Origin of the sequence: Brucella tritici (assembly GCF_008932295.1) — a bacterium.
GTDB classification, from domain to species: Bacteria; Pseudomonadota; Alphaproteobacteria; order Rhizobiales; family Rhizobiaceae; genus Brucella; species Brucella tritici.
Genome location: NZ_WBWA01000015.1, coordinates 1 through 20,721 on the forward strand (window position 1 = coordinate 1; position 20,721 = coordinate 20,721).

The following is a 20,721-nucleotide window of genomic DNA, read 5'->3' on the forward strand; positions in this document are numbered from 1 at the left end:
TTCGTTTCGATCCCGACATGAAGGCATTCTTCACGCGTCTCAAGCAGCAAGGAAAGCCCGGAAAGGTCGCACTTGTCGCCGTCATGCGTAAAATGATCATCATCCTAAATGCTAGAATGCGAGACGCCAACGCAACGGTGCTTGACGCCTAACACCGTTGCTTTTGTTTTTAGTCTTCGTCTGTCGCCATCTGGCTCAGCAATTCGCCTTTGCCGCGCTGGCGCATGATCATGGGGACGACGACTGCGGCAATCGCCAGTGCGATCAGCACAATCGATACCCAGGAATGGACCAGAGTCATCGGGTTTCCCTGGCTGATCTGCAAAGCCTGACGCAAGCTTTTTTCTGCCATCGGTCCGAGGATCAGGCCGACGACAACCGGCGCGATGGGATATGAGAAGCGTCGCAGCACATAGCCCAGCACACCGAATGCCAGAAGCAGGCCAAGCTCGAATGAGACCGGCAGGCCGAACAGCATGGAGGTGGAAGCATTTGCGCCGATTGTTCCAAGCGTTGCGAAAACCAGAATGCCTGCATAGAGCCAGTGGCGCGGGATGGTGAGCATCTTCACCCACAGGCCGATCAGCGGCAGGTTGAGAACCAGCAGCATCAGATTGGCGACGAGAAGGCTCGCCACCAGACCCCAGACCAGCGTGGCATTGGTCACGAACAGGAGGGGGCCGGGCTGCAGGCCGAACTGCTGGAAACCGGCGAGCATGATTGCAGCCGTCGCCGTGGTGGGCAGGCCGAGCGTCAGAAGCGGGACGAGCGTTCCGGCAGCGGAAGCATTGTTGGCTGCCTCTGGCCCTGCAACGCCTTCGATAGCGCCTTTACCGAATTCTTCCGGATGTTTCGAGAACTGTCGTTCCGCCGAATAGGAAAGGAAGCTAGATACATCAGCGCCGCCCGCAGGCATGGCCCCGATGGGAAAGCCGATGGCGGTACCGCGCAGCCACGGCATCCACGAGCGTTTCCAGTCGTTTTTGGTCATCCAGACGGAACCCTTGACGGCAATGACTTCATCTTCTGGCCGAAGCTTCTTCGACACGACCGCAAGGGTTTCACCGATGGCGAACAACGCGACTGCCAATGTGGTGACATTGATGCCATCGAGCAGGTTCGGCGTTCCCATGACAAGGCGTGCCTGACCGGTCAACTGGTCGATGCCGATCAGGCCGAGCCCCAATCCGATGAACAGGGATGTCAATCCGCGCAGCGTGGAATCGCCGAATGCGGCCGAGACCGTCATGAAAGCCAGAAGCATGAGCGCGAAATATTCGGAAGGCCCGAAGGACAAGGCGAATTTCACGACCCAAGGTGCTACGAAGGCGAGCGCCAGAGTGGCGATCAGGCCCGCAATGAACGAGCCGATGGCCGCCGTTGCAAGTGCTGGCCCGCCACGTCCGGCCCGAGCCATCTTGTTGCCCTCCAACGCGGTGACGATGGAGGCGCTTTCTCCCGGCGTATTCAGCAGGATCGATGTGGTTGAGCCGCCATACATGCCGCCGTAATAAATGCCCGCGAACATAATGAGGGAGCCGGACGGGTCCAGCTTGTAGGTAACGGGCAGAAGGAGCGCGACGGTGAGCGCCGGGCCAATGCCGGGCAGGACGCCAACGGCTGTACCGAGCGTGACGCCGATCAGCGCATAAAGAAGATTCGATGGTTCAAGCGCCACCAGAAGCCCGTTGGCGAGAAGTGCGACAGTATCCATGATGGCACTTAGCCTTTAAAGCATTTCCAGCAAAAACGCGAAGCGGCTTTGCGTAGGATAATGCGACAAAACAAGGACTTAGAGCATTTCCAATGTTTCAGTCAAAACTGGGAATGCTCTAAACGAATTGTTCGAGCCAGCCGGACGGCAGCGATAGCTGCAGGCCGCGCGCAAAGATGAACCAGATCACGAAGGCAAAGACGATGCCGACGGGAACGCTGATCCAGAATTTGCGATAGCCGAAGCCGCGTGCTGTTGCTGCGAAAAGCAGGCCGGTGGACAGGGAAAAGCCGACTGTCTTCATCGTCAGCATCTGGATAGCCAGGCCGCCGATGATCCATGCCATAGGGGCGATTTCCTGATGCTCACGCTCGGGGAAATCACCGCGAAGCGCTTCGAATACGGTCCATATGGCAAGGCCGAACAACCCGGCTGCAACGACATAGGGGACGGTTTTCGGGCCGACCGGCGAGTAGCTCGTCACGTCGTTGCCATAGGTTGTCGACCACGCAATGGCGATGGCGACAGCTGCAAGAACAAGGGCGATGACAAGAGCGGCGAAATCTGGCGCCGCCCCTTCCGGGCGGCGGTTTTCCTGCGGTTCTGATCCTGTCATTTGACGAGGCCGATTTCCTTGAGGATGGTCTCAGTCGCGGCGACGTCCTTGGCAAGCTGCTCCTTGAATGCCGGGCCAGCGAGATAGGTATCCGCCCAGCCCTTGTCTTTCAGGGCCTTCTGCCAGGATGCGGACTTCACCATTTTCTCGATATCGGCATTGATGGCAGCTTCCTGTTCGGCAGTGATGCCGGGAGCCGCACCCACCATGCGCCAGTTCTGGATCGAAACATCCACGCCGCCTTCCTTGAAGGTCGGTGCGTCGATGCCTTCCACGCGCTCGTCGCTCGAAATGCCGATGATGCGCAGCGTACCAGCCTTGATCTGGGCTTCGAATTCGCCGTAGCCGGAAATGCCAACGGTCACCTGATTGCCGAGAATGGCCGCCAGTGCTTCACCGCCGCCGGAGAAGGCGATGTAATTGACCTTGGTCGGGTCGACCCCTGCTGCCTTGGCAAAGAGGCCAGCGGTGATGTGATCGGTGCCACCTGCGGAACCGCCGCCCCACGAAACGGAGCCCGGATCAGCCTTCAGCTTCGCGGCAAGATCGCCAAGATTCTGGATGTCGGAAGATGCCGGTACGACGATGGCTTCATATTCACCTGTGAGGCGTGCAATCGGCGTGATGGCATCGAGTGTCACCGGCGACTTGTTGGTCAGGATAGCGCCGACCATGACATAGCCGCCGACGATGAGCTGGCTCGGGTCGCCCTTGTTCTGGTTTACAAACTGAGCGAGGCCGATGGTGCCGCCAGCGCCTGGAACGTTGATGACCTGAACGCTGCCGGAAATCTTTTCATCCTGAAGCGCGCTCTGCATCGTGCGTGCCGTTTGGTCCCAGCCGCCGCCCGGAGCCGCAGGCGCAAGCACCTTATAGTCTTCTGCGGAAGCAGAGCCTGCCATGGCCAACGCCGCCACCGACGTCAGGGCCAAAATAAATCTACGCATATGTCCTCCCAGATAGAATGTATGCCGCCTTCCGGCGGACCTCCCCAAAGTCCCGCTCCTCTAGCGGGAGTTGTCTACATGGATATTGCCAAAAACAAATTCAATAGGCCAGTATGTGCGACTATAGTTTGGCCGTAATTTAAGCGGCAGACTTTCGAATCACTTGAAATTGCAGGCCGAAACAGAGCGCGAGACGCGCTTGACGGCGGCGATATGCCAACGTAATAGTGTAACGACGGTTCCCCGACCGAGAGCGAAGGGGATTAATAGGGAACACGGTGAGGACGACCCGAAAAGGGGCCAAGACCGTGGCTGCCCCCGCAACTGTAAGCGGATTGCCGTTCATCCTAGTGACGTTCAAAGCGTCATGCCACTGTGCCGGAGAAGCGCGGGAAGGCAGATGAACAGCAGATATTCGTGAGCCAGGAGACCTGCCGTTTAGTGTTGTCCATTGTCACGGGCGGGGATGCCCGGAGCAGGAGCCGGTTATGACAGATTTCCGCGTCGCAGGACGCTTCCTCCCATCGTTATCGCATGATTTCGATATGTTCCCGGATATACCTGTTCGTCTTCCGCGCCGGACTTTATCCGCCGCCTGACAGGGCGTGTTTCTCTCATCATTTCGGGGACTTTCATGAATATTCTCGGCAAGATGCCGTTTCGCGCCGCCTTTTGCGCGGCTGCATTTTTTCTCGCAGGCGGTGTGGCCGCTCAGGCAGCGGAAACGCGATATCCGCTGACTCTGAAAAATTGCGGTCGTGACGTTACCTTCAAGCAGGCACCCGCCCGCGCGGTTGCAGTTGGCCAGAGCAGTACAGAAATTCTTTACAGCCTGGGTCTCGGCGACAAGGTCGTCGGCACGGCAGTGTGGTTCGGCCCTGTTCTCAAAGGCTTTGAAGAGGTGAATGCCAAGGTCAAGCGGCTTGCCGATAATGATCCGAGCTTTGAAAGCGTTCTGGCTCAGAAGCCGGATATCGTGACGGCAGATTTCCAGTGGCATGTCGGCCCGACAGGGATCGTGGCAAAGCCTGAACAGTTCGAGGAACTGGGCATTCCGGCCTATACTTCGCCATCCGATTGCGTTGGCAAGGACAATTCCGGCGGTGGCGACGGCGTTCGTACAGCGGCGTTCAAAATGGATATCGTCTATCAGGAAATTACCGAACTGGCGCAAATCTTTGATGTGCAGGACCGTGGCGAGAAACTCGTCGCCGACCTGAAGGCGCGCGAAGCGGCTGCGCGTGAAAAAATTGGGGCTGCGGACGGAAAGCTTTCGGCTGTCGTCTGGTTCTCCAGCACGCAGGTCGATGCCGATCCCTATGTCGCAGGCAAGTTCGGCGCGCCCGCCTATATTCTTTCGGCGCTCGGCATCAAGAATGTGATCGACAGCGAGGAAGAATGGCCGACGGTCGGATGGGAAACGATTGCAAAATCGAACCCTTCGATGATCGTGGCTGCAAAGCTGGATCGCCGTCGCTATCCGGCTGACGACATTGCCGTCAAGCACCAGTTCCTCGAGAACGATGCAGTTACGAAGCTGATGCCTGCGGTTAAGGACAAACATGTCTTCGACATGGATGCACAGTCGATGAGCACGTCGCTTCGCGTGATCGAAGGCATTGAAACGCTTGCTGCCGACATTGCCGCCTCGGGCCTGAACAAGTGACGGTTCGGGCGGCGACAACAGGCTTCAAACAGAAGGGAAGGGCACGCTCCGGCGTGTTCTTCCTGGCCTTTTCGCTTGTCCTGCTTCTTCTTGCTCTTTGGCTAGGAGCGGCGATAGGCGAAACAGCAATACCGCTCGATGTGGTTGCGAAGACCGTGGCCAATCGGGTGTGGAATGCCGGATATCCGCTCGAGCCCATCGATGAAGGGATCGTCTGGAGCTATCGCCTCAGCCGTGCGGTTATCGCGGCATGTTGCGGCGCGTCGCTCGCAATATCCGGTGTCATTCTGCAGTCGTTGCTCCGAAACTCGCTCGCCGATCCTTATATTCTGGGCATTTCCGCCGGCGCTTCGACGGGCGCGGTCGGCGTTGCCATTCTCGGCATAGGCGCTGGCGTGCTGACGCTTTCGCTGGGTGCGTTCATTGGCGCTATTGTTGCTTTCTGCCTTGTGTCCCTGCTGGCGTTGCGAGCCGGACGCGGCAGCAGCGCGATCATCCTCGCAGGCATTGCCGGTTCGCAGCTTTTCAATGCGCTGACATCATTCATCGTCACAAAAGCCGCAAATGCGGAGCAGGCGCGCGGCATCATGTTCTGGCTTTTGGGCAATCTTTCGGGCGTGCGCTGGCCTGATGTCACTCTTGCCCTGCCTGCCTGCCTGATCGGGCTTGCCATCTGCCTGTGGCATGCGCGTGCGCTTGATGCCTTTACCTTCGGAACCGAATCCGCCGCTTCGCTCGGCATACCGGTGCGTCGCGTCTATGCGGTGCTGATTGGTGTCAGCGCCATGATGACGGCGGTCATGGTTTCCATCGTCGGCTCTGTCGGCTTTATCGGTCTCGTCATTCCCCATGCGGCGCGCATGGTGGTCGGGGTCAGACACGGCAGGCTGTTGCCCGCGGCAGCACTCATAGGCGCGATCTTCATGATCGTCGCCGATATTCTGTCGCGTATCATCATTCCGGGGCAGGTTCTGCCAATCGGCGTCATCACGGCCTTGTTCGGGGCACCGGCCTTCGCCCTGTTGCTTGGACAAAGGAGGGCATCGTCATGATCCTCTCAGCACGCAATGTCGGCTGGTCGGCAGGCAATGTCGAAATTTTGCGCAATGTTTCGCTGGAAGTGGCGGAAGGTGAGTTTCTTGGCATCATCGGGCCGAACGGATCGGGAAAGACCAGCTTTCTCTCCCTGCTATCCGGCGTTCGCAGGTGCCGTGTCGGCGAAATCAATCTGTGCGGCGCGCCCATCGCCAGTTTCAGCCGCCGCGAGATCGCCCGGAAAATGGCGCTGGTCGAGCAGCAGGCAGGAACGGCAGAACGCATTACGGCGCGCCAGGCGGTCGAACTCGGGCGGACGCCCTATCTTGGCGCGCTGTCGCCATGGTCGGCAGAGGATGATGCTATCGTTGACCAGGCGCTGGTCAATGTCGATATGGCGCATCTGGCCGACCGCTGCTGGCATACGCTTTCCGGCGGTGAACGACAGCGCCTGCATATTGCCCGCGCTCTGGCGCAGGAACCGCAGATTTTGCTTCTGGACGAGCCGACCAATCATCTCGATATCGGGCACCAGATCGGGTTGCTCGATCTTGTCAGCCGCCAGAAACTGACGGTGGTGGCCGCCTTGCACGACCTGAACCACGCCGCAATGTTCTGCGACCGTATTGTGGTGATGGACAAGGGCAATCTCGTTGCGCTTGGCACGCCACGCGATGTTTTGCGGGCAGAGCGTATTGCCGAGGTTTTTGGCGTCGATGTCGATGTCGAATATCAGGGTATCAGCGGCTGTCACATCCGTTATCGGACGCCGAGCCGTCGCTCTCTGGAGCTCAGACATTCGGCGTGACCGATTATCTGCATTTCTTCTAATGAATTGGAAATAAATAGGACTATAAAATAGATATAGCTAATATAGATGCTATGAAATGTCGGGTAACGTTATGAGAATATGTAGTTCTTTCAAATTTTTCTCACAGTAATTTGAGCGGTTTTGTTGACAAACTGTTTCCGCCGCGTTGACGATTGGGTTATAAAAACTCAGCGCATCGGGACAGTGTACTCATCTGCAAGGCTGGGGCCTTTCTTGTTGAGTGCACCGCTGAAGGACAGAAGAGATCATTCTTTGATTTGTTCCGTCATTCACGGTCCTGATATGCGGGTCGTTCCGGTTTTCGGGAAGATCCGTTTTAAATAAAGAAACATTATTGGCATGTTCGCGTGAATGCGGTGTGCGGCGAATGCAGTTTTTTCAATGAATTACTATACTTATAAAGAGCGGCGGCTTTTCGTTTTGGAAAGCCGCCGTTGTTTTATCAAGGATATTGAGCGCCGGTGACGGTGAGATAGACCGCATAGAGCGACTTGGTCGCTGCAATGAACAGCCGGTTGCGGCGCGGACCGCCGAAAGTCACATTGGCGACCGTCTGCGGCGTCTTGATCTTGCCGAGAAGCGAGCCTTCCGGCGAGAAGCAGTGCACGCCGTCGCCAGCGCTGGTCCACAGATTGCCGTCAATATCGAAACGGAAGCCATCCGGCAGGCCGTTGTCGATGGTGCAGAATATGGCGCCGCCGGTAACCCGCTTGCCGCCGTCCACAACATCGAAGACACGGATGTGGCGCGGCGCATTCTCATCGTGGCTATAGGCGCTGTCGGCGACATAGAGCCGGGTTTCATCCGGCGAGAAGGCGAGGCCATTCGGCTGATGGAAGTCGGTTACGACGGCATTGATCTCGCCAGTCTTCGGGTCCAGCCGATAGACATTGCGCGACGGCTGTTCCGGCTCGGCCTTATAGCCTTCATAATCGGCCATGATGCCGTAGGTCGGATCGGTGAACCAGATTGTTCCGTCCGAGCGCACGATCACGTCGTTGGGCGCATTGAGCTTCTTGCCCTGATAACCGTCCGCCAGCACGGTGATGCTGCCATCCGGTTCCGTACGGGTGACGCGACGACCTCCATGCTCGCAGGTGACGAGGCGTCCCTCACGGTCGCGCGTGTTTCCATTGGAAAAATTGGACGGGCTGCGGAACACCGAAACGCTGCCGCCAACCGGGGCTTCCGGGACCCAGCGCAGGATGCGCTGGTTCGGAATGTCGCTCCACAGCAGGCAGTTCTGGTCACCGAACCACACCGGGCCTTCCGCCCAGCGGCAATCGCTGTAAAGTTCGTCCAGATCGGCGCTCGGCACGATCATCTGCTTGAAGCGCTCGTCGTGGATTTCGTAAATCGAAACAGTTTTTGACAAGGAAAGTTACTCCGAAGGAATTTAACGTTCGGCGCGTCGGCCACTGGCGAGGATAATCACCGCAATGATGGTGAGCCCGGTCAGGACAAGACGGACACCGGCGCCGAAGCCGTAGGTGTTGAGCATCGAAACTATGAGGAACATGAAGAGGGCGGCGCCCCAAATGCCGGGGATGTTGGAATCGCCGCCAGCAACCGCCGTGCCGCCGATAATGACAACGGCAATCGACATCAAAAGATATTCAGCACCCATGTTCAGCGCCGCACCGCCCGAGAAGCAGGCAAGCAGGAAGCCGCAGAGCGAAGCGAGCACTGCACAGAGCAGATAGGTGACGAAGCGCGTGCCATCGACCGGAACGCCCGCCATACGCGCTGCGAAGGGGTTCTGGCCGATTGCCGAAATCCAGCGTCCATAGATGCTTTTCTTCAGAAGCACCCAGCCGATGACCGACAGGATCAGCGCTACGATGGCGACGTTGGGAATGCCGAGCGTGGAGGATGTGGTGAACTGCGCGAGGCTTTCAGGCGGTTTTACGCGCAGGCCGCGATTGCTCCAGATGGCGGTGGACTGGATCAGGAAGCTCATCGACAAGGTGGCGATGATGGGCGGAATGCGTAGAAGCTTGATCAGCGCATAATTGCAGATGCCAATGGCAACACCAACCAGAATGGCAACGCCTAGCCCCGCCAGCACCATGCCGTCCTGGGTATCCATGAGCTTCAGCGCCAGCGTGGCGGCGAGCGTCATGTTGGCTGGGACAGACAGATCGATGTTGCCGGGGCCGAGCGTGATGACGAACATCTGCCCGAGGCCGACGATCACCGAGAAGGAGGCGAAAGTGAAAGCCGCGTGAGAGAGCCCATGTGCGCCTGCGCCCCCGGTAAAAAGGATGGTGATGATCCAGACGACGGCAGTGGCGATGAACGACCATATCCACGGGCGGTTGGTAAGGATAGCGAAACCGCTCATTGCTTTTTCTCCCTCTTTTCAAGGCGATTAAGGAAGAGGCGCAATGCCAGCACCACGATGAGAATGCCGCCTTGCGCGCCGATCTGCCAGTCTGGTGAAATGCGCATGAAGGAGAGGAAGGACCCGGCAAGCGTCAGAGTCAGTGCGCCGATAACGGCACCGATGGGGGAAACGCGTCCGCCGACGAATTCACCGCCGCCCAGAATGACGCCCGCGATGGAAAGAAGCGTATAGCGCAGTGCGATATTGGCATCTGCCGATGTGGTGAGGCCGACCAGCGCAATTCCTGCCAGCACTGCGAAGAAGGCAGCCAGTGCATAGGTTCCGGCGCGGATCATGGTGACAGACCAGCCTGCACGCTCGATGGAGCGGCTGTTACCGCCCGCGCCACGCATGAGCACGCCGAAGGTGGAGCGCATGACAATGAAATGCGTGACAACCGCGATCAGGATGCTGGCCACAATGGCCATGGGCATGAAAGGCGGCTTGGCGGTCATGACCCAGCGTGCCCAGTCCGGTGCCTGTCCGCCGGGCGAGGGCAGCAGCAGAACGGCAAACCCGCCCCAGACGAAGCTCATGCCAAGCGTGACGACGATGGAGGGCAGATTACGCAGGTGGATCAGCGCGCCAAGCGCAGCATAAGCTGCAATGGCTGCCACAAGGATCAATACCCCGATGACGGGCGTGGTGTTGAGATAGGTTGCGGCAACACAAACCACGAAACTCACGAAGGTGCCCATTGAGAGATCGAGATCGTTGACCGCCATGATGAGCATCTGGGCGATGGTCGCTAGCGCAATGGGGACGGCCAGATTGAACAACAGGTTCAGCCCGGTATAGCTCATGGCGCGCGGCTGCATGTAGAAGACGGCGGCAAGCAGCAAAACAAGCGAGAAAACCGGCGTCAGCAGGCGGATGGAGGAAGAGGAAAGGCGCATTATTCGTGACCTCCCTCAAAAGATGCTGCAAGCACGTTCTTTTCCGTAATGTCTTCGCCGGTCAGTTCCGCAACGATAGCGCCGTCGCGGAAAACATAGACACGGTCGCAAAGTTCTATTTCGTCCATTTCGGTGGAGTACCAGACGAATGTGCGCCCGTTTTCGGCCTCATGGCGCAGGATTTCATAGACTTCCTGCTTGGTGCCGACATCGACGCCACGCATCGGATCGTCCATCAAAATAGTGTTGGCGCTGGTTGCCAGTGCGCGGGCGAAAAGCACTTTCTGCTGGTTGCCGCCCGACAGCGACAGGATGCGGTTGCCCATATCCGGCGTGCGGATCTGGATGCGATCTTTCCAGTCACTGCCAAGGGCATCTTCCCGCTTCTGGTCGACGAGTTTCAGCGAAGACAGCCGGTCCAGCGAGCCGATGGTAAGATTGTGCAGGATGCTCCACAGCGGGAAAGTGCCGTTGAGGCTGCGATCGCCCGCAACGAAGGCGATTTCGCAATTGCGAGCCGGAACCCAGTTCGGCCGCCGTGCATAATAGAGATCGAGCAGCATCCTGGTCTGTCCGTGCCCGGCCAGACCGGCGAGGCCGATGACTTCGCCCTTGAAAGCCTCAAACGGCTTTATGTCGGTGGCGCGCTTGGCGAAGGACAGAACGGGCGTGCCGCTCGCATCGGTATTTGCGGTGCGGCGCGTGGCCTTTTCGCGCTCGACGCTGCCCATGGCTTCGACGAGGCTGCGGTTGGTGAAATCTTTTGCCGCGCGATTGGCGACCACCTTTCCGTCCTTCATCACCACGATGCGGTCGGAGGTTGAGAGAATTTCACCCAGCATATGCGAAATCAGGATAACGGCGCCGCCGGTGCCGACGAAACGGCGCACATAGGCCATCAGTTGCGCGGCAATGCCTGCATCAAGCGATGACGTCGGTTCATCGAGAATAACCAGTTTTGGCGCAGTGCCGGGCGCGGTAAAGTTGATGGCGATTTCGACCATCTGGCGCTCGGCAATGGAAAGCTCATCGATAGTCGCGGCGCAGTCGATCTTGTGGCCGGGAAAAATCTCGTCGAGCTTTTTGGAAATCAGTTCAACGGCCTTGCCGCGCCAGCCAGCGCCGGTCAGGTCGCGCTGCATGATGCGAACATTTTCGGCAATGGTCAGGTTCGGAAACAGCGACAATTCCTGAAAGACGCAACGCACGCCGTGCTTGCGTGCCATCGCCACGCCGTATCCTGTTTCCTCGTGATAGGAAACGCTGCCTTCATGCGGCGACAACCCGCCATTGATGACATTGACGATAGTGGATTTGCCTGCGCCATTGTGGCCGACAAGCCCGACACATTCACCTTCGCGGATCACGAGTTCGGCGCCATCCAGTGCTTTTACCGCACCGAACTGCACGCGGATGTTGCGCGCCGCGACGACCTCCCGTTTCTCTGCTGCTTCTGTCATATGCTCAACTGATTGCTGGAAATGCTGAAGAATAGGCGATGCAAAAAGGGCGGGAACGAAACCCGCCCCAATCGCTCGATTATGTGGACGCCCGGCTTATTTGGCGGCGTCGATGACCTTCTGCGCGTCTTCCAGCGAATATTCGACATTGGCGACGCCACCCTTCTGGGTGTTGGCGAGGTCCTTGTCGAGCGATTCCTGGCTGACGCTGAGGAACGGAACCACGAGGTCCTTCTTCACGTCCTTGCCGTCGAGAATCTGCTGGGCAACCCAGAAAGCAAGTGTGGAAACGCCAGGTGCAATCGAAACCGACATGGTTTCATAGCCGTTGGCGTCCTTTTGGCTCTTCCACCACTGCAGTTCGTCTTCACGGTTGCCCATGATGATGATCGGCGTTTCGCGCTTGGCAGCGGCGAAGGCCTGCGCAGCACCATAGCCGTCGCCGCCCTGCGTCACGACTGCGTCGATTTTCGGCAGGCTCGGGAGGATGCCAGCGACGGCACGCTGTGCCACGTCTGCGGCCCAATCGCCATTGACGGAGCCGACGACCTTGAACTTCGAATGCTTCTTCACACCTTCTTCGATACCGGCATGGATATTGTCATCAACCGAAACACCGGCAAGGCCGCGGATTTCAAGCAGATTGCCGCCATCGGGGAAGCGCTTTGCCAGATAGTCGATCTGGCCTTCGCCCATCGCCTTGAAATCGACCGCGATGCGCCATGCGCAAGGCTCCGTGACTGTGCCGTCAAAGGAAACGACCGTGATGCCTGCATCGCAGGCTTCCTTGATTGCGCCGTTCAAAGCGGTCGGCGAAGCGGCGTTGATGACGATGGCGTCATAGCCTTGCAGGATCATGTTCTGGATCTGGGCGGCCTGTTCTGTGGCCTGATTTTCAGCGGTCGTGAACGGGTCGGCAGCGGCCACCACACCAGCCTTCACGGCTTCCTTGGTGATCTTGTCCCAGCTCTCCAGCATGGCCTGGCGCCATGAGTTACCAGCATAATTGTTGGAGAATGCAATCTTCTTCGACGATGTGTCGGCGAATGCGCTGCCAGCGGCGAGAACGCCTGCCAGTGCTGCGGATGCGAAAAGGATTTTTGCGAGTTTCATTCATTCCTCCCGGTTGCCAGTATACGACCCGCAGCGCCCCGGCACTTCGGATCGTCTGAATTGATTGTGATGCGAGCCTCCCGCACCGCCGCTCCTCAACGGCACCAGTCTGCGCCTGACGCGATTTTACGCTCTTGTCTTGCGGGCAATTTTCTGGTGAAGCGAGGATGAAAGAAGAGAAGCCTTCTGTGAAGGCCGAATGAAGCAACTGTCTTGCGGGTTCCCGCAGCAAAATTGCGGGAACCCGCAAGACGCGCCAAGCATGTCACGGCGTATTATAGAGCTTCATGAGCAATTTGCGTTCTGGAGGAGAAGCGCTTGGCCGAACTCGCGCCCCAAAGGTTGCTCGACCACTATCTGAATATTTCCAGATTGCTGGCGGGACAGCTCGACTTCGATTCCATCATTCAGGCGGTGGCGGCGGAGATCACGCATATCGTGCCCTATGACCATCTGGACGTCTGCATCAAGATGCTGGATGGCAAGTTCCACATCGCCTATGAGAGCGGCATTTCGACGGCCTGGAGCCGCAATCCTCCCGCGCTGTTATCGGGCAGTCCCATCCGAACGGTGCTTTCCGGTGAGGTCGATCATCTTCTGACCGACGATGCGCGCACCGATCAGCGCTTTCATTTTGAAGGTTCCTTCTCCAGTCCGATCATCGAGCATGATCTGAAAGGCCGCCTGCATGTGCCCCTGAAAGCGCAGGGCGATATTATCGGCGCGCTCAGTTGTTCCAGCCTCATGCCCGCCTGCTACAAGCTGAGGGATGTGGAAAATGCTCAATCAATCGCTGATCTGCTTGCACCATACTTCTTTGCGATCCGCGCTGCGGAGCAGGCCAAGCGCTCCGCCATCGTGGAAACGGAAGCAAGAGCTCGCGAGGAGGGCTTGCGCTTCGGTGCGCTGAAACTGACTGAAGCCCTGGAGACCGAGCGCCATCGCATCGGTATGGATTTGCACGATCAGACGCTGGCCGACCTGACACGTCTTGCGCGTCATGTAGAACGGCTCACCCATGCCCCCGACCTCTCGGGCGAGCAGCTTGAACCGCTGTTTCGTGGGCTCCAGCATTGCATGCACGATCTCAGGCAAATCATTGAAGAAGCCAAGCCTTCGATCCTTCAGTTGTTCGGTTTTGTGCAAGCGACGGAAAACCATCTTGATCGCTCGGTGCGTGATAGCGGCTCATCCATCGAATGGACGCTGGATGATCACAGTGAGGGCATGGCTGACCGGCTGGAGGAAACGGTTGCGACTTCGCTGTTCCGCATCGTGCAGGAAGCGATCAACAATACGATCCGCCACGCCCATGCCAGCCGGTTGCGCGTAACGTTCCGCGACAAGGGCGGTCGCCTGCACGTCGAAGTCGCTGACAATGGCATCGGCATGGATCGCCAGGTGCAACGTTCCAGTGACGGGCATGGCGTCGGGCATGGGATCGACAATATGCGCACGCGCGCGCGGTTGATTTCTGCAAGTTTTGCTATCAGGAAAAATGGGGAAGGCGGTGGCACCAGCGTGACGATCCATCTGCCCGCGGAAATTTGCCGGGAGGCCGGAGAGTAAAATGCATGTTCTGATCGTGGAAGATGATCCGCTGCACCGCGCCTATCTTGGCGAGGCGGTGCGAGCCGCATTGCCTGAATGCAGCGATGTGCTGGAAGCCGACAACGGCTCGGCAGGTGAGAAGCTGGCCCGTCAGCACCGCGCAGCCCATATTGTCATGGACTTGCAGATGAGCGGGCGTAACGGCATTGAGGCGGCCCGTACCATTTGGAAGGAAAATCCCGAAACGCGCATCCTGTTCTGGTCGAATTACGCCGATGAAGCCTATGTGCGCGGCGTGTCGCGCATCGTGCCGGAAGGGGCGGCTTACGGCTATGTGTTGAAATCGGCTTCCGACGACAAGCTGCGGCTGGCATTGCGCAGCATCTTTGTCGAAGCGCAATGCGTTATCGACCGCGAGGTGCGCGGCTTGCAGCAAAAGAGCCTCGGTCATGCCAGTGGTTTCAGCGAAAGTGAATATGAAATTCTGGTCGATATCGCACTGGGGCTTACGGATCGTGTTATTGCGCGCCGCCGCAATCTGTCGCTGAGAAGCGTCCAGAACAGATTGCAGCAACTCTATGAAAAACTTGGCGTTTATCAGGAAAAGGGTGAGCCGGAAGAAGGGCGTTTCAACCTCCGGGCTCGTGCCGTGACGGTTGCGCTTTTGCGCAAACTACTGAACTACAGTGCGCTGGAACGCGCAGAAATCGAGCTGAACGAATGGCTTAGCCGACAGCTGCCTTCAAACGGTTCTGTGCGAGATTGAGGCCGAGTTCCGACGCGCGGGCAATGACCGGCGCGAAGCGGCGGCGCTTCTTTTCCTCATGGTTGGAAGCAATGTCTGCGATGCGGTGCTTGAGGAAGGGATTGAGAAACCGCTCCCGTACAGAAGCTACATAGGCTTCGGCCTGTTCGCCAAGGCCGTCCGCAGCAAATACCGGCAGGACTTCCTCACGCCAGACCGCTTCCAGCTCATTCCGGATCGTCTCGTCCTGCATGGCTTCCAGCACGATCTCGTCTTTCGGGCGGCTGCCGTTAAGCCATTGTTCCGCGATGAACGTATGGCCAAGGTTCAGCAAGTAGAGCTTCAGATGCTCATAGCGTGCAAGATCGTCGGTGACGACGATATCGTCGTGTTCGCAAGGGAGCGTCAGGCCATCGGCCTTCTCGATTGCCCAGAGCGCGTAGGGCTCGGCAACGGCGCCGATTGGCTCGATGGGTTCGGAAACGATGCGGTCGACAAGGCTGTTGGCGAACACGCACCGGGTTTGGATCCATTGCACGAAACCGTCCGGCAGTTTCCAGTCATGGGCCAGATCACTGAGGATCGAGCGCAGCTTGTCGCCATTGCGCGAGATCAGCTCGCAGGGAAAGAGCGACAATGGCGCATCGGGATTGTGCTGCCAGCGATGATACAAAAGCATCAGAAGCTTGGCCGGAAAACTCTTCGGCAATGCATCCGGATTGGCAATAAGTGAGCTGTCATCGCTTCTGTCGAGTTCATAGCCCTTGTCGCCGGTATTGGAGAGGATCACATCGACGCTGGCGCCAAGGTCGAGAATCGCTGCCCAGTCGTGATGTGCGGAATAGGCAACGGTAACGCCTTTGGCCTGATGTTCGGTCTCGGACGGCTTGCCGTCAACAAGCCCACGGATCATTACGGGATAGCTGCGGCTTTCGTTCAAAGCGGCAATGCGCTGGCTACTCTGCGGATTTGAAGTCGTCTGCACGACGGCAATTGTCCCGATGGCTTTCCCCTTTGAAAGTGCCTCCGAAACAAAGAAATCGGCATGAGCCAACAGAAAACGGCTGGTGCCGAACTGTAGGATCGCTGGCTTCTCGTGCATGACCTTCTCCCATAAATCGTTGGTTTTAACTAAGCGATGCACGGTAAATTGGTCAAGCCAGTAGGAATCTTTATCTAGGGATTGGTTCGGTTCCAGATGTGGAAATGTGCTTTTTGCCGCAATTCTTCGGGATTTTAAGCATATTGCGCTTCTATCCGGTTGGAAATATGGTAAGGCCAATTCGAGGAGAGGCGAATTTGGGAGCACAATGAGCGACTTTACGGCAACCGCGGAACCCCGCAGGCTTTATCAGCAGATTGCAGATCGGGTGAGAAGCCTTATCCAGGATGGCCAGTTTCCTGCTGGCAGCAGGCTGCCGGCTGAACGCGAGCTGGCGCAGCAACTTGGCGTGTCGCGGCCTTCGCTACGCGAGGCGCTGATTGCTCTCGAAATCGCCGGTAATGTCGAAATCCGCATGGGTTCCGGCATTTACGTCACGGCAGAGTCGGAAAAGCGTTCGCTTTCGCATGGCGCTTCCATCGGCGAGAGCCCACTTGAAATCATGCAGGCACGCGAAATGGTCGAAGGCAGCGTGGTCGTTACGGCCTGCGCGCGCATGACGCCTGAGACGCTGGCCGAATTGCGCGCAACGATTGATGCAATGAAGGTGAATGTCGATGCTGGGCGCAAGGCGATTGAGCTCGACAGGCAGTTTCATCTGCTCATTGCCGAGCAATCGGGAAATTCCGTGCTGGTGCGCATCGTGCGCGACCTTTTTGACGAGCGGCATAGTCCACTGACGTCGCATATCAGGACGCGCTTCGAGGATAACGATACATGGGCTCTGGCTCTGGCCGAGCACGAAGCCATCTATGCGGCGCTGGAAGCGAGGGATCCGCTTCAGGCGCAGGCAGCCATGCGAACGCATCTGGACCGATCCAAGCAGCGTTGGATGGATAACGAACCCAGCGAGTGATTAGCCGGGACGATTTGGGAGTGAGGTCAGACAAATGAATGAATCCGTTGAAACAGCGGTTGCGCCGGTTATTCTGCTGCATCCGTCGGATGATGTTGCGGTTGCGCGCATTTCGGTTCGTGCCGGTGATCCGATCGGCCTTGACGGGATCAAGGCCAGCGAGCTGATCGGACGCGGACACAAGGTTGCCATTCGCGATATTCCGGAAGGCAAGGAAGTCCTGAAATACGGTCAGGTGATCGGCGTTGCGACGAAGGATATTGCTCAGGGCGAGCATGTGCATTTGCAGAACCTCGCCATGCTGCCCTCCGAACACGAGCATCAGTTCTCCATCGATATCGATGAACGCGGTATGCTGCCCGAGGCGGAGCGTCGTCATTTCATGGGCTATGACCGGGGTGCTGGCGGTGTCGGCACGCGCAATTTCATCGGCGTGATTTCGTCGGTCAATTGCTCGGCTACGGTGTCGCGTTACATTGCGGATTATTTCAACCGCATGGGCGGTCTCGACGGTTTCGACAATGTCGATGGTGTCGTGGCGCTGACGCATGGCAGCGGTTGCGCGCTCAATACCAAGTCGGAAGGCTATCGTCTTTTGACACGCACTATTCAGGGCTATGCCAAGCATCCGAATTTCGGCGGCATATTGCTGATCGGGCTTGGCTGCGAAACCAACCAGATTGCGCCGATCCTCGAACATTATCGCATGGAGGAAGGCTCACGCCTGCGCACCATGACGATCCAGCAGCATGGCGGTACGCGCAAGACTATCGATCACGCGATTGCGGAGATCAAGGAAATGCTGCCGCTGGTCAATTCGGCGGTGCGCACCAAACAGCCTCTGTCGAAGCTGAAAGTGGCGCTGGAATGCGGCGGGTCGGATGGCTATTCCGGCATTTCGGCCAATCCGGCATTGGGTTATGCCTCTGACCTTATCGTGCGCAATGGCGGCACGACCGTTCTTTCGGAAACACCGGAAATCTACGGCGCTGAACATCTTTTGACCCGCCGCGCGGTAACGCCTGCGGTCGCCGAAAAGCTATTGCAGCGCATCGACTGGTGGCGTGATTACACGGCGCGCAATGGCGACGAGCTCAACAACAATCCGTCGCATGGCAACAAGCTCGGCGGGCTGACCACCATTCTGGAAAAGTCGCTCGGCGCCGTTGCCAAGGGAGGCTCCATGCCGCTCAAGGCCGTCTATGAATTCGCTGAAACCGTGACTGAACCCGGCTTCGTGTTCATGGACACGCCGGGTTACGATCCTGTCGCGGTAACCGGACAGGTGGCTGGCGGCTGCAACGTGATTTGTTTCACGACCGGACGCGGCTCGGTTTCCGGCTTCAAGCCTTCGCCTTGCATCAAGATCGCCACGAATTCCGAAATGTATGAACACATGAAGGAAGACATGGACATCAATTGCGGGGGTATCGTCACCGGCGACGAGACCATAGAGCAGTCCGGCACCCGCATTTTCGAACATATCATCGCGGTAGCATCCGGCGAGAAGACGTTGAGCGAAGTCTACGATTATGGCGACAACGAATTCGTGCCTTGGCAGGTCGGCGCCGTAACCTGATCCCCTTTCTCTAATGACGACTGACAGGAATAATTCGATGGTCAAAGCTCTGCGTATCGAGAGCGAAAACGTCACACGTTTTGCAGAAATCGACGAAGCGCCGTTGCAGGCCGGTCAAGTCCGTGTGCGGGTACGGCATGTGGGTCTGTGCGGCAGCGATCTGAACACCTTCAAGGGGCTTAATCCGCTGGTGCAACTGCCACGTATTCCGGGGCATGAAATCGGCGGCGAGATCATGGAAGCCGGAGAGGGCGTCAGTGCTGCCTACGCCAAAGGCAAGCGGGTCATCGTGCTACCCTATACGAATTGCGGTGAATGTTCGTCCTGTCGCAAAGGTCGGCTTAATGCGTGCCGTTATAACAAAACGCTTGGCGTTCAGCAAAATGGCGGCTTGGCTGACCAGATTGTTCTGCCTGCCGAAAAGCTGATCCTGAACGATACGCTGGCACCTCGTCATCTGGCGCTGGTCGAGCCGCTTTCGGTTGGCTTCCATGCCGTCGAGCGCGGACGCGTTCAGGCAGGCGATACGGTTGCTGTTCTCGGTTGCGGCATGATTGGCATGGGTGTTCTCATTGGCGCGCTTGCGCGCGGTGCGAAGGTTATCGCCATCGATCCCAGTGCTGAAAAGCGCGAACTGGCGCTGCAATTCGGCGCAACGCACGCTCTGCCAGGTGGTGAAGATGTCGTCGCAAAGGTTCAGGAACTGACCAACGACGACGGTGTGGATGTTGCTTTTGAAGCGGTCGGCCTGCCGATCACCTTCACGCAGGCTGTCGATCTGGCAGGCTTTGCAGGCCGCGTGGTTTATGTCGGCTATTCCAAGGCGCCGGTCACCTACCAGACACAGTTCTTCAACCTGAAGGAACTCGACATCATGGGATCGCGCAATGCGACGCTCACGGATTTCGAAGCCGTGATTGCGCATCTGGAAAAGCTTGGGGCGGATGCCGACAAGCTGATCTCGAAGGTATTTCCGTTCGATGAGGCTGAAGCGGCACTTCCCTATTGGGACGGTGATCGCAATGTTTTGAAGATCATCATCGAACACGACTAAAATCGAAGCAAATGTTCGGTGCCACTAAGGAAGGCATCGGACGCTAGTGGAGGAAACCGGCCAAAAGGCCAATTGTTTAATGACCCCATACGGGAGGACAAAGATGAAGAAACTCGTTACCGGCATGATCGCCGCCAGCATGTTGCTGGCAGGAAGCATGGCTGCATACGCCGCCAATGTGTCGATCAAGGTTGCCTATGAAAACAATCCTGGCGAGCCTTTCGATGAGGTAATGCATTACTGGAAAGATGATCTCGCCAAGCGCAGCAACGGCGAAATCACGCTCGAACTCTATCCAAGCTCGCAGCTTGGCTCCAAGAAGGATGTGACCGAGCAGGCCATGATGGGCCTCAATGTCGTGACTATTTCCGACGTTGGCTTTCTGGCCGAATATGACCCGGACCTCGGCGTGCTTTATGGTCCGTTCCTGACTGACGATCCGGCGCAGTTGTTCAAGGTTTATGACGGCCCCTGGTTCAAGGAAAAGAGCGAAGAGCTGAAGAAGAAGGGCATTCACATCGTAATGCCGAACTATCTCTATGGCATTCGTCAAATCATTTCCAAGAAGCCGATCCGCACGCCGGAAGACCTGAAGGGCATGAAGATCCGCGTGCCAAACAACGTCATGCAGATCAAGACCTTCGAGGCCATGGGCGCGACTCCGACCCCGATGCCGCTGGGCGAAACCTTCCCGGCGCTGGCGCAGGGCGTGATCGATGGCGTTGAGAACCCGATTTCGGTTCTTTACGGCCAGAAGTTCCAGGAAGAAGCCAAATATCTGAGCAAGGTCGGCTATCTGACCAACGTGGCGCTCATCGTCGGCGGCGAAGCCTTCTTCTCCACGCTGCCGGAAGATCAGCTCAAGATGATCCACGAGTCTGCCTATGATGCGGGCCTCTACAGCCAGAAGCTGACGATCGAAAAAGACAATGAAATGATCGAGAAGATGAAGGAAGCCGGTGTCGAGATCATCGACGTCGACCGTGCTCCTTTCAAGGCGCTTGCTGAAAAGGTCTACACCCAGTTCCCGGAATGGTCGCCAGGTCTTTACGACAAGATCAAAGCCGAACTGAACTGATTCATCCTTATTCGGATATTGCCATGTCGCG

The 20,721-nt window shown here is 57.6% G+C and carries 18 protein-coding genes, 1 pseudogene and 1 riboswitch; of the genes and pseudogenes, 10 read left to right on the forward strand and 9 right to left on the reverse strand.

Going from position 1 to position 20,721, the window contains the following annotated elements; translation table 11 throughout:
- Window positions 1–152 (forward strand): annotated as a pseudogene (locus tag F9K91_RS26345) (IS110 family transposase); the annotation flags it as partial.
- 17 nt (window positions 153–169) lie between these two features.
- Here F9K91_RS26345 and F9K91_RS15465 read toward each other — a convergent pair.
- The 3 genes from F9K91_RS15465 to F9K91_RS15475 all read right to left on the reverse strand — a co-directional run bounded on the left by F9K91_RS15465 (window position 170) and on the right by F9K91_RS15475 (window position 3,277).
- Window positions 170–1,714 (reverse strand): tripartite tricarboxylate transporter permease, encoded by a 1,545-nt coding sequence (locus F9K91_RS15465; protein WP_151650974.1) that lies wholly within the window; start codon window positions 1,712–1,714, stop codon window positions 170–172.
- 118 nt (window positions 1,715–1,832) lie between these two features.
- Window positions 1,833–2,330: a tripartite tricarboxylate transporter TctB family protein gene (locus F9K91_RS15470; RefSeq protein WP_151678148.1), complete on the reverse strand. Its 498-nt coding sequence runs from the start codon at window positions 2,328–2,330 to the stop codon at window positions 1,833–1,835.
- Complete coding sequence (locus F9K91_RS15475; protein WP_151554439.1) at window positions 2,327–3,277, reverse strand: Bug family tripartite tricarboxylate transporter substrate binding protein; 951 nt, start codon at window positions 3,275–3,277, stop codon at window positions 2,327–2,329. Before F9K91_RS15475 ends, F9K91_RS15470 begins: the two co-directional genes overlap by 4 nt.
- Before the next feature lie 223 nt (window positions 3,278–3,500).
- Window positions 3,501–3,730, forward strand: a riboswitch (cobalamin riboswitch).
- Window positions 3,731–3,911: 181 nt separating this feature from the next.
- Here F9K91_RS15475 and F9K91_RS15480 point away from each other — a divergent pair.
- From F9K91_RS15480 to F9K91_RS15490, 3 genes are read left to right on the forward strand one after another with little or no spacing between them, the layout of a single operon-like run.
- A complete protein-coding gene (locus tag F9K91_RS15480) occupies window positions 3,912–4,943 on the forward strand; it encodes an ABC transporter substrate-binding protein (protein WP_151554440.1) in 1,032 nt (343 codons plus the stop codon).
- Window positions 4,940–5,995 carry a FecCD family ABC transporter permease gene (locus tag F9K91_RS15485; protein ID WP_151554441.1) on the forward strand — a complete coding sequence of 352 codons (1,056 nt, stop codon included), beginning with the start codon at window positions 4,940–4,942 and terminating at the stop codon, window positions 5,993–5,995. The genes F9K91_RS15480 and F9K91_RS15485 overlap by 4 nt, the downstream gene beginning before the upstream one ends.
- Window positions 5,992–6,786: an ABC transporter ATP-binding protein gene (locus F9K91_RS15490; RefSeq protein ID WP_151554442.1), complete on the forward strand. Its 795-nt coding sequence runs from the start codon at window positions 5,992–5,994 to the stop codon at window positions 6,784–6,786. The genes F9K91_RS15485 and F9K91_RS15490 overlap by 4 nt, the downstream gene beginning before the upstream one ends.
- 466 nt (window positions 6,787–7,252) lie before the next feature.
- On the opposite strand, the gene F9K91_RS15495 is transcribed toward F9K91_RS15490, so the two are convergent.
- The 5 genes from F9K91_RS15495 to F9K91_RS15515 all read right to left on the reverse strand — a co-directional run bounded on the left by F9K91_RS15495 (window position 7,253) and on the right by F9K91_RS15515 (window position 12,665).
- The gene (locus F9K91_RS15495) at window positions 7,253–8,134 is read right to left on the reverse strand and encodes an SMP-30/gluconolactonase/LRE family protein (RefSeq protein ID WP_151678189.1); all 882 of its coding nucleotides are present in this window, start codon (window positions 8,132–8,134) and stop codon (window positions 7,253–7,255) included.
- A gap of 72 nt (window positions 8,135–8,206) precedes the next feature.
- Window positions 8,207–9,154 carry an ABC transporter permease gene (locus F9K91_RS15500; RefSeq protein WP_151554443.1) on the reverse strand — a complete coding sequence of 316 codons (948 nt, stop codon included), beginning with the start codon at window positions 9,152–9,154 and terminating at the stop codon, window positions 8,207–8,209.
- Window positions 9,151–10,092: an ABC transporter permease gene (locus tag F9K91_RS15505; protein ID WP_151554444.1), complete on the reverse strand. Its 942-nt coding sequence runs from the start codon at window positions 10,090–10,092 to the stop codon at window positions 9,151–9,153. Before F9K91_RS15505 ends, F9K91_RS15500 begins: the two co-directional genes overlap by 4 nt.
- Window positions 10,092–11,552 carry an ATP-binding cassette domain-containing protein gene (locus tag F9K91_RS15510; RefSeq protein WP_151678149.1) on the reverse strand — a complete coding sequence of 487 codons (1,461 nt, stop codon included), beginning with the start codon at window positions 11,550–11,552 and terminating at the stop codon, window positions 10,092–10,094. Before F9K91_RS15510 ends, F9K91_RS15505 begins: the two co-directional genes overlap by 1 nt.
- Window positions 11,553–11,648: 96 nt before the next feature.
- Complete coding sequence (locus F9K91_RS15515) at window positions 11,649–12,665, reverse strand: ABC transporter substrate-binding protein (RefSeq protein WP_151554446.1); 1,017 nt, start codon at window positions 12,663–12,665, stop codon at window positions 11,649–11,651.
- 318 nt (window positions 12,666–12,983) lie between these two features.
- On the opposite strand from F9K91_RS15515, the gene F9K91_RS15520 reads away from it, so the two are divergent.
- Together F9K91_RS15520 and F9K91_RS15525 are read left to right on the forward strand one after the other, a co-directional pair.
- Window positions 12,984–14,234, forward strand: a complete 1,251-nt coding sequence (locus F9K91_RS15520) for a GAF domain-containing sensor histidine kinase (RefSeq protein WP_151554447.1) — start codon at window positions 12,984–12,986, stop codon at window positions 14,232–14,234.
- 1 nt (window position 14,235) lies between these two features.
- Window positions 14,236–14,982 carry a response regulator transcription factor gene (locus tag F9K91_RS15525; RefSeq protein ID WP_010659092.1) on the forward strand — a complete coding sequence of 249 codons (747 nt, stop codon included), beginning with the start codon at window positions 14,236–14,238 and terminating at the stop codon, window positions 14,980–14,982.
- On the opposite strand, the gene F9K91_RS15530 is transcribed toward F9K91_RS15525, so the two are convergent.
- On the reverse strand, window positions 14,942–16,063 hold the full coding sequence (locus F9K91_RS15530) for a mannitol dehydrogenase family protein (protein ID WP_151678150.1): 1,122 nt from the start codon (window positions 16,061–16,063) through the stop codon (window positions 14,942–14,944). The two genes, F9K91_RS15525 and F9K91_RS15530, sit on opposite strands and share 41 nt — an antisense overlap.
- Window positions 16,064–16,271: 208 nt before the next feature.
- Between F9K91_RS15530 and F9K91_RS15535 the strand changes: the two genes are divergently transcribed.
- The 4 genes from F9K91_RS15535 to F9K91_RS15550 all read left to right on the forward strand — a co-directional run bounded on the left by F9K91_RS15535 (window position 16,272) and on the right by F9K91_RS15550 (window position 20,690).
- Window positions 16,272–16,979, forward strand: coding sequence for a FadR/GntR family transcriptional regulator (locus tag F9K91_RS15535; protein WP_061346972.1), 708 nt, complete (start codon window positions 16,272–16,274; stop codon window positions 16,977–16,979).
- Between the two features lie 34 nt (window positions 16,980–17,013).
- Complete coding sequence (locus F9K91_RS15540) at window positions 17,014–18,558, forward strand: UxaA family hydrolase (RefSeq protein WP_151554449.1); 1,545 nt, start codon at window positions 17,014–17,016, stop codon at window positions 18,556–18,558.
- Window positions 18,559–18,595: 37 nt separating this feature from the next.
- Window positions 18,596–19,612 (forward strand): zinc-binding alcohol dehydrogenase family protein, encoded by a 1,017-nt coding sequence (locus tag F9K91_RS15545; RefSeq protein ID WP_151650981.1) that lies wholly within the window; start codon window positions 18,596–18,598, stop codon window positions 19,610–19,612.
- Between the two features lie 103 nt (window positions 19,613–19,715).
- Window positions 19,716–20,690, forward strand: a complete 975-nt coding sequence (locus F9K91_RS15550) for a C4-dicarboxylate TRAP transporter substrate-binding protein (RefSeq protein WP_012093254.1) — start codon at window positions 19,716–19,718, stop codon at window positions 20,688–20,690.
- The last annotated feature ends 31 nt before the right edge of the window (window positions 20,691–20,721 follow it).